This window comes from Paraburkholderia sp. GAS448 (assembly GCF_050435685.1).
Classification (GTDB): Bacteria; Pseudomonadota; Gammaproteobacteria; order Burkholderiales; family Burkholderiaceae; genus Paraburkholderia.
In genome coordinates this window covers 1-14,317 of sequence record NZ_JBNDKT010000080.1, presented here as the reverse complement: position 1 = coordinate 14,317, position 14,317 = coordinate 1, and the positions used below count along the sequence as shown (strand labels likewise).

The 14,317-nt window shown below is 62.7% G+C and carries 8 protein-coding genes and 1 pseudogene; 1 reads left to right on the top strand and 8 read right to left on the bottom strand.

Annotated elements, in window-relative coordinates:
- Positions 1–98: 98 nt before the first annotated feature.
- Complete coding sequence (locus P3T23_RS45925; protein WP_429322649.1) at positions 99–665, top strand: DUF3443 family protein; 567 nt, start codon at positions 99–101, stop codon at positions 663–665.
- A 65-nt stretch (positions 666–730) separates the two neighbouring features.
- On the opposite strand, the gene P3T23_RS45920 is transcribed toward P3T23_RS45925, so the two are convergent.
- From P3T23_RS45920 to P3T23_RS45885, 8 genes and pseudogenes are all read right to left on the bottom strand, one after another.
- Positions 731–1,594: an OmpA family protein gene (locus P3T23_RS45920; RefSeq protein ID WP_429322648.1), complete on the bottom strand. Its 864-nt coding sequence runs from the start codon at positions 1,592–1,594 to the stop codon at positions 731–733.
- Between the two features lie 276 nt (positions 1,595–1,870).
- On the bottom strand, positions 1,871–5,182 hold the full coding sequence (locus P3T23_RS45915) for a YadA-like family protein (RefSeq protein ID WP_429322647.1): 3,312 nt from the start codon (positions 5,180–5,182) through the stop codon (positions 1,871–1,873).
- Between the two features lie 658 nt (positions 5,183–5,840).
- Positions 5,841–6,092 (bottom strand): hypothetical protein, encoded by a 252-nt coding sequence (locus P3T23_RS45910; protein WP_429322646.1) that lies wholly within the window; start codon positions 6,090–6,092, stop codon positions 5,841–5,843.
- A gap of 151 nt (positions 6,093–6,243) precedes the next feature.
- Positions 6,244–6,729 carry a hypothetical protein gene (locus tag P3T23_RS45905; RefSeq protein WP_429322645.1) on the bottom strand — a complete coding sequence of 162 codons (486 nt, stop codon included), beginning with the start codon at positions 6,727–6,729 and terminating at the stop codon, positions 6,244–6,246.
- 223 nt (positions 6,730–6,952) lie between these two features.
- Entirely contained in the window at positions 6,953–9,238 is a 2,286-nt protein-coding gene (locus P3T23_RS45900; RefSeq protein WP_429322644.1) for an ATP-dependent DNA helicase, read from the bottom strand.
- Positions 9,235–10,926 (bottom strand): VRR-NUC domain-containing protein, encoded by a 1,692-nt coding sequence (locus P3T23_RS45895; RefSeq protein ID WP_429322643.1) that lies wholly within the window; start codon positions 10,924–10,926, stop codon positions 9,235–9,237. Before P3T23_RS45895 ends, P3T23_RS45900 begins: the two co-directional genes overlap by 4 nt.
- 311 nt (positions 10,927–11,237) lie before the next feature.
- Positions 11,238–11,969, bottom strand: a pseudogene (locus P3T23_RS45890) (response regulator).
- A gap of 564 nt (positions 11,970–12,533) precedes the next feature.
- The coding region (locus P3T23_RS45885; protein WP_429322642.1) for a YadA family autotransporter adhesin at positions 12,534–14,317 on the bottom strand (1,784 nt) is incomplete at its 5' end.

The following is a 14,317-nucleotide window of genomic DNA, read 5'->3' as shown; positions in this document are numbered from 1 at the left end:
AAAGTCAGTTTGTAGGTCAGTCATAAGTTGCGTCCGCAATGTGTAAGCTGCGGACGCAATCTTGTTCCCTCTCACCCGCAGGTTCCAGATGAGCCAAAATTACCGCTTACACTCAACCGGTTGCTCAGCAAGTGACCAACCCAGTCAGCCAGTTTGCGTTCGACAACAACGGCGTCGTGATCGATCTGCCTGCCGTTTCCGACACTGGCACTCAGTCCGTATCAGGCTCGATGATCTTCGGCATCGGAACACAGGCGGACAATGTACTCGGCGGCGCTGACGTGCTCAAGGCTAGCAGCGCGACCGGCTACATCACGACGAGCTTCAACGGCGGCAATACCCAAAGCTTCCTCGACAGCGGCTCAAACGGTCTGTTCTTCTCCAACTCGACTTTGCCGTCCTGCGGGTCCTGGTTCTGCCCGCCGTCGCCCCAGGCGTTCAACGCCACGCTGCAAGGCACTAGCGGCGCGACCAACACGCTGTCGTTTTCGGTCGGCAACGCAAACACACTTTTCGCCACGTCGAACTACGCGTTCGACAATCTTGCCGGTACGGCCTGCGGCATCTTCGACTGGGGTTTGCCACTCTTTTTCGGACGCCGGATCTTCACCGCGATCGACTCACGCGCCACACCTGCCGGCCCAGGGCCCTACTACGCGTTCTGAGCAACACGCGCCGATGCAGCTCCTTTGTTTGAGGCGAGACCCTGTGCCGGCGCCGCACGCCGGGCCTACTGCGTCGCCACCGGCTTCTGCCCTACGAACCGGATATCAACCCGTCGGTCCGGCGCGAGGCATTCGATCAGTGCCGGGCGGTCACGCATGGTGCAAGACGTGCCCGGATGCGCGTTACCGTGGCCCTGAGCATCGACGGGAATCGTCACGCCCCGGCTTTTCAGATACCGTGCCACCGAATCTGCTCGTTGTCGCGATAGACGCAGATTATGTGCCGTGCTGCCGAGCCGGTCCGTGTATCCCGACACCACAATCCTCTGGGTGAGATCCACACCTTGTAGCCGAGTCGCAATGTCGTCGAGCTTCTGACGACCCTCCGCTTTAATCGCCGCGATATCACCTCGATCGAACTCGAATAGCGCATCTGCCGAAAGCGAAACCGTTGTCGAAAGCGGTTGTTTCGATTGCGCAGGAATAGTGCAATCTGCCAGGGCCTGCTCGCCGGCACGCAACTGACCCTGCAGACCATCAATACGCTTTTGCGCCTTATCGAAGGCACGCGTCCACGCTTCGTGGCCGGCATACATCAATTCGACTTCGGAACACGCCACCAGTTTACGTGCCTGCGGACAATACGCAAAACGTGGATCGGCTCGTAACCTCGTCAGCTGGTCCCAAAGATCCGGACGAAGTTTTGCGACCGTACGAAGTGGCGGATTTCCGGGTAGTGTGCTATCGCCAGAATCGAGAGCGACCGTCAAGCGGGCGGCCTCGCCGATGGCTTCTTCCACGAACCCCCAATCGTCGTGTTCGGCGAGCGCTTCCTTGCCGGTGTTGATCCAGCATTGCGCTTTCGCACCCACGTAGCTGTCCTTCTTCGGCCCGAAAGAATCGAGCTTTCCCTGGAGCGTCGTGAGCACGTCGCCGCGATGTTTGATCTGTGTGTAGACATCGGTCCATTGCTTCACTGCGGCTCCGGAAGCCGCGTCCTGTTGCGCACCGAACCCCCGCTGCAAGACCGTCGGGTCCTGGATGTTCAGTTGATCGCGAGTTGAGGTACCTGCGCAACCCGCTAGCGCAGCGGCCAGTGCCGCCGCGAGAATCGAATATTTCATGTCTTTCCTTCGGAAGGGACGTCGCCGCTGTCGCTGTAGCACGCCCCTTCCTTCAAACAATGCCGAACAGCCCTGACTGGATCAGTCGCCGAGAACAATGCCGATACCGGCGCGCACAATCGTGCTGCTGCTCCCCGAGGAAGCCACACCGGCGTTGAAATTGATCGTGCCTTTTTCGTTCCAGCGCGATACGCCGAGACCCAGTGCTGCCTGACCGCGGTATGCCGCGACGCCCGCATTGAGCGTTGTGCGGCCGGGGAGATAAGGTGTCACGATCTGCAACGCAGAAGCCGCAGCGATCCCCTTGCGCGTACTCGAATCGAGATCGTGGATCGACTGGTTGGTCTGCGCGACGGCGGAGTTGAGCTGATTCAGGTTGACGGCATCCGTACCGAGCGTACCCGGCGCTACATTGGTGATCTGCCGCTCGGCACCGACGCTGCCGACCGAAACCGAGTTTGCGCGATCAGCGACTGAACCCGCACCCAGTGCGACTGACCCATCGGCCGTTGCAGCGCTGCCCCATCCCAGCGCGGTCGTGTTTGGCGCGCTCGCGACCGAGTTGGATCCTACTGCCGTGGTGCCGTTTCCTTTTGCAGCCGCGTTCGCTCCAAACGCCATCGCGTCGGTGCCGTTCGCAACGGCGTTCGCGCCCAGTGCCGCAGCGTGCGTACCGGACGCCGCAGATGCTTCCGTACTGGCGTCGCCGTTGACGCTCAGGAACGGGCTCGTGTCGCCGGCGAGGTTGTTTGTGATCTGCCCAAGGGCTTCATTCAGTTGGCCAAGATTCACCGCGTCGGAATCGAGCGTACCGGCACCGACGTTATGCAGAACTGTGCCACCGGCGATACCGTTGCCAAGCGTGACGTTTCCGTAATCCGGTGCGCCGTCCTTGCTGTCGTACGTCACCGCTGCACGGGTGTTGCCGTTTTCGTCGATCACCCCGCTCTGCTTCAGTTGGGCGACGTTCACTGCATCGGTATCTGCCGTACCAGCTGCGACGTTCGTAATCTGCCGCTCATGCCCTGCCGAGCCGACCGACACCGAATTCGCGCGGTCGGTCGACGAGTTCGCACCCAGCGCAATCGAGTTGTCGAACGTCGCCTGTGCATTGCCGCCGATTGCGACACTGTCCGCCCCCGTCGCCAGCGAGTCGTCAAGCGCGGAGTTGATATGCACGTACTTGATGCCAACACCAGTATTCGTAATCTCGTTGAGGATCTGATTGATATTGGTAATCGAATTCGTGTTGTTGGTCACGCGCCCATCGATATTCGTCACAACGTCGCCGATGTTGTGATACGTATTGCCACCGATGTTGTAGACGGGTTCCTGGAGGGTGCCATCCGGATTGACCGACGAACCGCCGCCCAGCGCGTCGGCCACGCTGCTCGCCAGGTTGTACATCTCACCGCCATTGATGGCGTCGGTGCTTCCCGGTGCGATCATCCCCGGCGCGACGTTGCCGAGGCGGACCGGCACGTTGGAACCGACACCTCCCAACGTGAGGCTTTCATGGTTAGCGTCGTCGTACATGACAGCATCCGAGACGCTACCGGCAATCACCGATTTCAGCTGGCTGACATTCACCGCATCCGTGTCAGCGGCGCCGGCAGCTACGTTCGTCACGCGGCGCTCCATGCCAGCCGACCCCACCGACACCTCGCCGAACGGTGTCGCTCCAGCGACAGCACCACTGGCAGGACGATATGCAGAGGCTGTGAGATCCGCGGTCGTCGTCGAGTTCGCGCCGAGCGCCACCGAGTTGTCCGCCGTCGCCTGGGCATTTCCGCCGATCGCCACGGCCTCGCTCCCGGTAGCCACGGCTTCGTCCTGCGTTGAATTCGCCTGGAAATACTTGATGCCAGCGCCGTTCTGGATATTGTTGACCACGTTCATCACGTTGGTGACGTCACCGTCGATATGCGTGATCGCATCGCCGACGTTGTGATACGTGTCGCCAGCCACGTTGTAGACGGGGGGCGACACAGCCCCGTCGGACCCGACGGATGAGCCGCCGCCCAGCGCGTTGGCGACACTGTCCGCCAGGCTGTAAAGCTGTCCGCCATTCGTCGCATCCAGACTGCCTGGCGCGACTAAACCCGGCTTCACGTTCGAGATAGCGACCGGTACGCTCGCGCCTGTCCCGCCCAGCGTGATTTGGGTTTTCGACGTATCGTCGTACGTCACGAAGGGGTTCGTGACATTGCCGCTGTTGTCGGTATCGATACCCGCCTGACGCAATTGCCCAAGGTTGACTGCGTCGGTGTCGGCGCTACCCGCCGCAACGTTGACCAGTTGACGCTCCTGGCCGGCAGAGCCAACGGAGACCGTATTCGCCCGGTCTGCCAGTGAGTTCGCACCGAGCGCCACCGAATGATCGGCTATAGCCTGCGCGCCACCGCCGATAGCGACACTTTCGACTCCATCCGCCGACGAATCGTCCAGTGTCGAGTTCACGTGCATGTACTTGATACCTGCACCATTCTCGATGCCGTTCACAATATTCGTCACATTGGTGATCGCACCGTCCATATGCGTTATCGCATCGCCGACGTTGTTGTACGTATTTCCTGCGACGTAGTAGGTTGGGCCCGCTACCGAGCCATCCGGATTCAATGCGGCACCGCCACCGATCGCGCTGACGATTCCCTTCAACTGACTGACGTTGACCACGTCGTTGTCCTCGATACCAGCCGCCACATTGACGATCTGGCGCGTCTGGTCCGCACTCCCGACAGAAATGGTATGTGCCCGGCCTGCGACGGCATTCGTGCCGAACGCGAAGGCGTCCTCAGCCATGGCCTTTGCGCCAGAGCCGAAAGCCATGGAGCCGGTGGCGCCCTGCGCCGTGAACGCTCTGGAACCCAAGGCCACAGAATCGTCGCCGTTTGCCACGGTGAACTGGCCGAGCGCGATCGAATTCGCGCCCTCCGCGGCGGCTGTGTAGCCGATCGAAACGCCGTTCGTCGCGTAAATGCCCGTCGTGGCATTCATTCCCACAGCCGTAGCGTTCAATGCAAGCGCACCCGCGCCGACGCCCACTGCGGTCGTGCCCTCAGTCGCGGCGGCGGAGGTTGCGCCGATAGCCGTGGCATTTTTACCAATCGCATGCGCCATCGGTCCGATGGCCATCGCGTTAAGGTCGTCAGAGGCGGTCGTAATCCCACCTTGCGTCACGATCGAGCTAATGGCAATGAATGTGGCGAGATCGATCGCCGGCGTGCCGGCTGCTTCAGCGACCGGGACAGATGCCATCGCGCCGAGGCCAAGGATCGCCGCCGCAACATCAGCCCGGCGAGACAGTCCTCCTCGCCTTGCCACGGCAAGTTCCGACGCTGCAACCCACGAATTCGTGGCGTCGCTCCACACTACGCGATGCGATTTATTCATTTGAGACCTTAAAACGAGTAAATGACCGACCGGCCAGAACCGGATCTGCAACGGCCTTCATCGCAACAATCTCGATGAAGCCCCCATGACGCGCGAGAAACAGATTCGCACTCCGAAATAGATGCATCACACGTGACCTGGCCAGAAGGTTGCCGGCTTGGTCAGACGATTCATGTATTCCGCAGCTTGCCGGCGAACCTGCAGCGCGCCTCTAACGCGGCATTCCTACCCAATCGGCAGGATTGCCCTTACACATATGAAAGGCAAATCCTACAAATACGGTCATTCCGGCGACACAAGAAAACTCTCAAATCCTCGGCACATTCGCATACGTCACTGGCTTCCCTACGATCATTCCGCAACTCCACAAGTGTGGCTTCACCTCGCCGTCCATCGTGTTTCGATGCGACCCGCTTGCGTCCCGCAAAGACGCAGTACGGCGCAGGCCGTTCCTCAAGGGAAAGCCCGGCGAGCGTTTTTTTTGAGTGAAGGCCGGCGTCAACCGGCGAGCGGATGTCTCAGCGCCGGCAAGAGAAGAGCCCGCCCTGCCGACAGGAAAAGAAGGAAAAGATCGCCAACGGAGAGAGGTGAATGAAGCGCCATCCCGCGCAGCGGACAGTCCGCGAGGCGGGACAACGCGCCGGAGCCGCGCGACGCGCTATGATCCGCGCGCCAGCAGATGTTCGAGCGCCATCGATCGCGCGGCTTCCTCGGCGTCTTCTGCGGTATCGAAGGTACTACCTGAGACATGCACCTGATGCCATTCGGGCTGATCAGCGGCGTCGCGAAAAATCCGGTACCGGGCACAGAAGCCGTGTGGTTTTGCGGGAACGACGTCTATGTCGACAGACGCGCCTTCGATCTGATGCGTGACAAAGCCGTCCATTACGAGCCCTCCTTCGTCAGCCATCTACAAATCGTAGCACGTGTGCGGCCCGGCGCCCATCGAGTCGGGAAGGCCCGTCCGAACGGCACCGCGCAAGCCAGATCGAGCCAACGCACTCATGCTGACGCTGGTGACCGCGCCTGCCAGGCGCTCATTCAGCGTTTCACTCAGCGTTTCACTCAGCCGCTTCGCCAGAAGTGTCAGCGGGATGCGCGAGTTCGGCGGGCGCCAGCCAGCGGAACGCGGTGAGGTTCAGTCCCTTGAAGGTACACTCGGCGGCCGCGCCCTTGACCACCTTCTTTTTCTTCCCAGCCGGTTTTGCCGCGGCACCGGAAGCCGCGGAAGCGGAAACCGCGGCGGCCGCCGAGGCAGCGGCCTCCTTCACCTCATCGGGACTTGCTCCCGCCGCCACGGCGGAAGCCGCCGCGGCTTCTGAAGCAAGCGAGGCGGCACTCGGTTCAAACTGCCCTTCGACAACCACGCGCGTGCCATTGATCCCCACGCCAGTATGCGAAATGGTGAGCTTCTGGTCGGACGTTTCGGCGAATTTCCCCCGCACCATCTGTGCACATGCGTCCGAGTTCTTGTATGCGGCCGTGCATCCCGCCACCAGGACGGCGCCGATCGTCGCACATGCGATAGATAGAGTCCGAGTCTTCATTGGTTATCCGTTGTTCAGGCCGTCGGCAATTGTAGCGTACGGTCGCGATACACACCCTCAGTGCTGACGGGCTACCAGCCTGACGGACTAGAGGCGCGCTAGACCGGCAGCGCCTGCGGCCCGCCGGGCTCCCGGACGAGATCGACCAGCGGTGCCGGGGATGCCGGCTCTCTGAAAAATGCAGCCCAGAGGGGACATCCTGTATGCGCCAGGCTTCGTCAACTCACCTGTCGCCATCCAGTTGCCACCAGCGCGGCAACAACTGCTGCACATCGGCGCGCCGGTACCGGTCGTCGATCAGATGCACGACGCCCGCGTCGTGTTCCGTGCGGATCACGCGCCCCGCTGCCTGCACGACCTTCTGCAAGCCGGGATAGAGATACGTGTAGTCGTAGCCGTTGCCGAACTTCGCGTCCATCGTGCGCCGCATCTGTTCGTTGACAGCGTTCATCTGCGGCAAGCCGAGGGTCGCGATGAATGCGCCGATCAGCCGTTCGCCGACAAGATCGATTCCCTCCGAAAAAGCGCCACCCAATACGGCAAACCCGACGCCCTGCCCCGCCGTCGCAAAGCGCGCGAGAAACGCCTCGCGACCGGCTTCGTCCATGCCCGGCTCCTGTGCCCACACGGGCACATCGGGATGCCGCTCACGCAGCAATGCGACGACGCGCTGCAGATAGTCGAAGCTGCTCAGAAAGCCGAGATAGTTGCCGGGCTTCACGGCATACTGCGCGGCGATCAGGTCGGCGATCGGAATCAGCGAACGCTCGCGGTCACGCCAGCGCGTCGACACGTTGCGCGCCACGCGCACGGTCAGTTGCTCAGCCCGGAACGGACCGTCGACATCGAGCCAGCCAGTATCCTCCGGCAGACCCAGCGTGTCGCGATAGAAGCGGTGCGGGCTCAGCGTGCCCGAGAACATGACGGTCGCGTGCGCAGCGGCATAGCGCGGCGCCAGAAACGAGGCGGGGATCACGTTGCGCACGCACAGCACGGAACCCGTCGTTGCGCGGCCCGCGTGACGTTCATCGGCGAGCGTCACGTCGAAGATCGAATGCGCGCCGAACTGCTCGGCGAGCGACACGAAGTGCATCGCGTCAAAATAAAGGCGCAAGAGCGTTTCATTGCCGTCGAGGGTGGCGGGCGCTTCGGCCAGTTGCTCCGTCACCATACTGATCAGATTCTGCAGCGCCGATTGCAGGCGCACGGGAACCTCGGCGTGGACAGCGTAGCCGTCCGTCTGCGCGCGGTTCAACGCGTTCCATTCGCGCGACAGCCGTTCGAGCGGTTTGCGCAACATGGCCGGCGCCGTCTTGCGTACGATTCTGAGTGACGTCTGGTCGAGCGTCGCCGTGTACATCCTGCGCGCGCGGTCGAGCAGGTTGTGCGCCTCGTCGACCAGCACCGCGACGCGCCACTGGTTCATCTGCGTGAGTGCGTAGAGCAGCGCGCTGCTGTCGAAATAGTAGTTGTAGTCGCCGACGATCACGTCGCTCCAGCGTGCGAGTTCCTGCGCGAGGTAGTACGGACAGACGTCATGCGCGAGCGCCGCGGTACGGACCGCCGCGCGATCCAGTCGACCCGACGCCAGCGCGGCGCCGCGCGCATCGGCGAGCCGGTCGTAGAAACCGCGCGCGAGCGGACACGACTCGCCGTGGCACGCCTTGTCCGGATGCTCGCAGGCCTTGTCGCGCGCGACCAGTTCAAGCACCCGCAACGGCAGGTCGCCGCCACCCGCACTGGCGCGTAGCGTTTCGACGGCATTGAGTGCCAGCGCCCTGCCTGGCGTTTTGGCCGTGAGGAAGAAAACCCGGTCCAGCTGGTCGCCCGCGCACGCCTTGAGCAATGGAAAAATCGTCCCGAGCGTCTTGCCGATGCCGGTGGGCGCCTGCGCCATCAGGCACCTGCCATCGCGCGCGGCACGGTACACCGACACCGCCAGTTCACGCTGACCGCTGCGAAACGCGCCGTAAGGAAACTGCAGCGCGGCCAGCGCGGCATTGCGCGCGTCGCGATGCGATTCTTCGCGCATGGCCCAGTCGCTGAAACGCTCGCACTGGTCGACGAAGAATGCTTCGAGCGAGGCCGCCGTATGCGTCTCGGTCAAGAGCGTTTCCTTCTGGCTCACGATATCGAAGTAGACGAGCGCGACTGACAGTTCCGCGAGCCCGCGCTGCTGGCACAGCAGGTGGCCATACACGTGCGCCTGCGCCCAGTGCAGCGCGCGATGATTGGCCGGCATGCTCTCCAGCTCGCCACGATAGGTCTTGATCTCCTCCAGCCGGTTGAGCGCGGGATCATAGCCGTCCGCACGGCCGCGCACGGTCAGCCCGCGATGCACGCCAGTCAGCGTGATTTCGGCTTCGTAGCCGCTCGCGCGCCGGCCGCTCACCGTCGCATGACCGGCGATGCCTTCCTGCGCAGTCGGTGCGGGCGTGAAGCGCAAATCCAGATCGCCCCGCTTCGCCGCGAATTCGCACAACGCGCGCACGGCGACGATGTACGTCACGCCGAAGCCTCAACGCGAGCGTCGGCGCGTGCGTCATCAGCCCAGCGCACGTCGAGCACGCGCACCGGCATATCGTGCTCGACGCAGTATTCCAGCCAGCGGATCTGGTTGTCCTGAAGACGGTCGCCAGGACCCTTCACCTCGATCAGCTCGTACCGTCGCTCGGCAGGCCAGAACTGGATGAGATCCGGCAGGCCCGAACGGTTGCTTCTGATGTCCACGAGCAGGCGTTCAAACCAGCGCTTCAGATGCGCGGCAGGCAGACAGTCGAGCGCGAGCGTCAGCAGTTCCGGCGTGAGCAGCCCCCAGAAGACGAACGGCGACTGCAGACCGGCCTTGGATTCGAAGTGACGCAGGATGGTGTCGCGATATCGCGTACTGTCGAGCTGGGCGAGGCAGCCGGCGAATTGCGCGGCGCGGCGCGCGTGGAAGTCGGGCGCGTGCAGATCCGCCGGGCCGCGCTGGAACGGGTGAAAAAAGGCGCCGGGGATCGCCGCAAAAACCGGCTCCCAGCACAGCAGACCGAACAGCGAATTGATCAGCGCGTTTTCGACGTAGTGAACCGGCGCCTCGACGCAGCCCAGATGATCGCGCGCCACCGCTTCGACGTTGACGGGTTCCGCCGGTCGCGCAAGCGTGAGCACGCTGCGCGCAATCGCGCGCGCCCTGGCCGGACGCGGGACCGTCTGCCCCACCCGCCGTTGCAGCCGCGGTAGCATGCGCGCCACGCGCTGCCTTTCTTCGTCGCTCTCGGGCGCATCAACAGCCTGCGCCGCAAGCGCGAGCGCCTGCTCGAAGTGGCCGCCGCGCTCGAGCACCCGTATGCGCCGGTGACGTGCCCCCGGCCACAGACACCCTTCGTAGACCGACAGCGCAGTCGCCCAGTCCTGCCGACGCTCGCAATGCTGGCCGATGCGGAACAGCAGCCTGGCGCGGCGCGTCTCGAGCCAGGCGTTCGCGCTGGAACAGGTATCGATGGATGACAGCAGCGGGTCGAGCGGTTCGTCATCCGGCCAGGCATCGAGCGCTTCACGGCATGCGTGCAGCGCAAGATAGACATCGATATCCGCGCGCTGCTGAAACGCCCGCGACGACGGCGGGAACGCTACCGTTTCGTACTGAAACACGCCGAGATCCGCAAGCACGAACTCCGACCAGTCCTGATGCAGGTTGCCGAAAAACATCAGCCGCAGACGGTCGCACAACGGCGTGACGGTCACCCGCAGCACACGGTCGGATGATTGCGTGCACCAGAGCGCGAAGGGTCTCGCTTCGCCATGCCGTTCGCGCAACTGCGCGAGCAGATCCGCCTTGCGGATGCTGGATCGGGCGGCGACGTCGGGAAACATGCTGGTCAGTTCGGGCCGGGTGCAGACGCTGAACAGTTCGTCGAGCGTGAGGAGCGGGTCCGGATCGATGAAGCCGCGCGCGACGAGCGGCTGCGCAGCCGCCAGCGGGCAACCTATTTCGCTGTAGACAAGCCTGCTTGCGCGAAAGAGCGGCCCCTTGCGCATCAGCATGCGCACGAGGAGCGCCTGCGACGCCAGCGGCAGGCTGTCAAACGCTTGCACGAAAGCTTGTTCGGTCGGATCGAGCAGGTCGTCGTAGCGCTCGTCGACCCACGCCAGCGCGCGCTGGAAATTTCGCAGATAGTAGTGAGGATCGGGAGAATCCGTCAGCACGGGCATTCAGACGATAGCTGTATATATGTACAGCCATCATAGCAGGTCAGCGGCAGGGTTTTGACAGCCAGGAGTTACCTGGGCGCCAGATTCCCAAGTCCTTCACGCCGTGCATCGACGACAATCGCCCGCGCCAGACTTCACGCAGCATGACGGCGCCCGCCTGTCCCCCTGCCCTTTGCGCGCGCACTGCGCGACTTCGCCAGCAGCCTGACGACGCGTTGCGCGTCGAGGCGAATCGCATGATGACCGCTTGCCGACAGGCTGGCCATCTGGCACGCGAGTAAGCAGTCATTCGCCGCATCGGTTGGGGCGAATCAGGTTTTCGAGGCAACAGGAGGCATGCCCCCCTCCGGCAGAGGCATATCGGGTTCGCCGCTGGACGTCCGCTCGGACGAAGACACCATGCCGTTTTCCATCGCGTAGCGCAGCAGATCGACGTCCCGGTCAATGCCGAGCTTTTCCATCGCCTTCGATTTTTGCGAGCTGATCGTCTTCTTGCTGCGACACAGCCGGTCTGCGATCTCATTGATAGTCAAACCAGACGCAAACAGGCGCACAACTTCGGATTCGCGCTGGCTGAGAACGTCCGTCGAGCCGCGGCCACGACGATTCCAGTCGATCGACTGAACGATCTCTTCGACCCTCGGTGAGTAGTACTTGCCACCGCTTTAGGCGGTATGTACAGCAGGAACAAGGTGGCTGACAGCATCGGATTTACTGACGATGCACAATATGCCTTGCTTCACGAGTGCGCGCAGCACCGCCGGATTGTCCAGCATGGTAAGCACTACGAGTTTGACAGACGGATAGCGCCGTTGGATCAGGGAAAATAGCGCGATGCCGTCGCCGTATTCGCCCGCCGGCATCGCGTAGTCGGAAACGAGAACGTCGCACGGTTTTGCATCGAGGAGCGCGATCAATTCCGTCGAACTATGCGCAGAGCCGATCAACTGGATCGTGCTGATCACCGACAACTCGTGTTCGACACCGCTGAGCATGGCCGGGTGATCGTCTGCGAGTAGAACACGGATCGTGAGAGAAGCCATACTAACGTCCTGTATACCGCGTGCGGTATGAGAAGGGGTTACCCGGCGCTGGGGTGGCCAATCACTTTACCAATTGCTTACACGCTGACACAAAACAGCAATACTGCCCACCCAATAAGGCCTGGCAAACGGCGCGTGGTCACTCTCCGCATCGACGCGCCGATAAGCAGACACTTCATCCTACATGATAGTGACAGGCAGGGGCATCCGCCAATGCCAGTTTGCCATTGCTCTGATTGCACCGACTTCGACCGGGTTGCTCAACGATCAGGAACAGAACCAGGAAGCCATTCGGAGAAGCAGTATGAAAATGCGTTGACCTGTACGTGTTGGAGGAATCCTGCTGCAGGAAGCATGCTACAAGACGCGCGACTGGTGTTCCGATCCCCCGCTGCGAATGCGGCCGGGGCTGCTTCTTGTCCATATCGCTGCGCGGACCGTTCAATTCAATTTACCCACATACACTGTGTCAAAAAAAAGCACGGTCTGCCGTGACCGGCAAGACCGTGCAACATTACCTTTCTGCGACTTCTTACTTCCTGATTTGCCGTTCCTGGTTCTTTATCAGAACTCGTACCCGACCTGAGCACGCACGCCTGCATCGCCCGTCGAGGTGACCGATACGGCGCCGTTCACCAGCCACTTGCCGTTCCGGGAACGGTACGTTGCGCCCACTGCCGCAGCGCTGCCGCCCTTGTAGGTGGCCCCGCCGGCAGCGACGATCGTACGGCCAGGACCGGACGGCGTCATGTTCGGCATGGCCATCGCCGCAGCGATACCGGCATAGGCGTTTTTGGCTACGTCGTTAATCGCCCGGTTGGCCTCGTTGAAGCGCTGATCGGCGTAGTTGTTGGCCTGCTGCACGCCTTGCGCCACCGAACTGTTCATCTGACCCACGTTCACCGCGTCGGTTGCCGCCGTACCTGCTGCGACATTGGTGATCTGGCGTTCGTTACCCGCCGAGCCCACCGACACCGAGTTGTCGCGGTCGGTCAACGAACCCTGACCCAATGCGACCGAGTTCGTATTGGCAGCCTGCGAGCCCGTGCCGATTGCCGTCGAGTTGACACCCGTCGCCGCCGCACTGGCGCCGACCGCCACGGCGTTGTCCGCTGCCGCACTGGCGTTCGCGCCGATCACCGTGGCGTAGTTGCCCGAGGCAGCCGCACCCGCACCGGCGGCCGTGCTGCCCACGCCGGTACCAGGTATCGCGGCATTGACCTCCGCGCCATCGCCGCTGCTCGCCGACGGAACATCGGTTGCGTCGAAGTACGGGCTTCCGGGCTGGACATTCGACATCTGGGTGTTGAGATTCGACACCTGTCCATTGAGATCCGTCACCTGGTCCTGCAACGCCGACAGCTGGCCGAAGTTCACCGCGTCGTATTGGCTCGCGCCGTTCGCGACATTGGTCAGGACCACGGGACCTGCGCTCTGGGCTCCGCCCAGCGTGACCGAATTGAAGTTCACCGAACCGTCGGCGTTGCGGTCGTACTGCACCGCGCCCGACAGTTCCGTCCCGACATCACCGAGCTGGTTCTGGATCTTCGTGATGTCAGTCGTGTTCTCCGTCACACGACCATCAATGTTGGTGACGGCATCGCCTACGCTATGCACCGTCGTGCCGCCCACGCTGTAGCTCGGCGCGCTGATCGTGCCGTCCGGGTTCACCACCGAACCGCCGCCCAGACCCGCGGCCACGCTCGCCGAGCTTGCATACAGCTGGCTGCCGTTGATCGCGTCCACGCTCGTGGCGTTCACCGCGCCCGCTGCCACGCCCGTCATCGTACGGTTGCCCGCCGTGCCTGCCATGTTCACCACCGTACCGTCCGTGTCCTTGCCCACCGTGATGGCCTTGCTGGTCGCGTCGTGCTGCACCAGGCCGACGCTGCCGCCGTCCAGTTGCTGCGTCAGGTTCGTAACCGAGCCTTCCACGTTGGTCACGCGCCCGTCGATGCTGGTGACGCGGTTGTCCACCGTGGTCACGCGGCTGTCCAGGCTGGTGATGTTCGTCGTGTTGGCCGCAATGTTCGTCGTGTTGGTCTCAACGTTAGCCGTGTTGGTTGCAATGTTGGCCGTGTTGGTCTCAACGTTAGCCGTGTTGGTTGCAATGTTAGCCGTGTTGGCTGTCACGCTCTGGTTGGTCGCGTACAGCTGCGAACCGTTCACCGCTTCGGTGCTGGTGTCGCCCAGCGTACCGGCCTTCACGCCGGTCAGCGTGCGCACGCCATCGGTGCCGGCGAAGTCCACCGCCGTGCCGTCCAGGCCCCTGGCCACCGTGATGGCCTTGCTGGTCGCGTCCTGCTGCACCAGGCCCACGCTGCCGCCGTCCAGTTGCTGCGTCAGGT

What these genes read in the sequence shown, in the direction of transcription:
- P3T23_RS45915 (WP_429322647.1), bottom strand. Translation starts at nt 5,182, where the DNA reads ATGAATAAATCGCATCGCGTAGTGTGGAGCGACGCCACGAATTCGTGG.
- P3T23_RS45910 (WP_429322646.1), bottom strand. Translation starts at nt 6,092, where the DNA reads ATGGCTGACGAAGGAGGGCTCGTAATGGACGGCTTTGTCACGCATCAG.
- P3T23_RS45905 (WP_429322645.1), bottom strand. Translation starts at nt 6,729, where the DNA reads ATGAAGACTCGGACTCTATCTATCGCATGTGCGACGATCGGCGCCGTC.
- P3T23_RS45895 (WP_429322643.1), bottom strand. Translation starts at nt 10,926, where the DNA reads ATGCCCGTGCTGACGGATTCTCCCGATCCTCACTACTATCTGCGAAAT.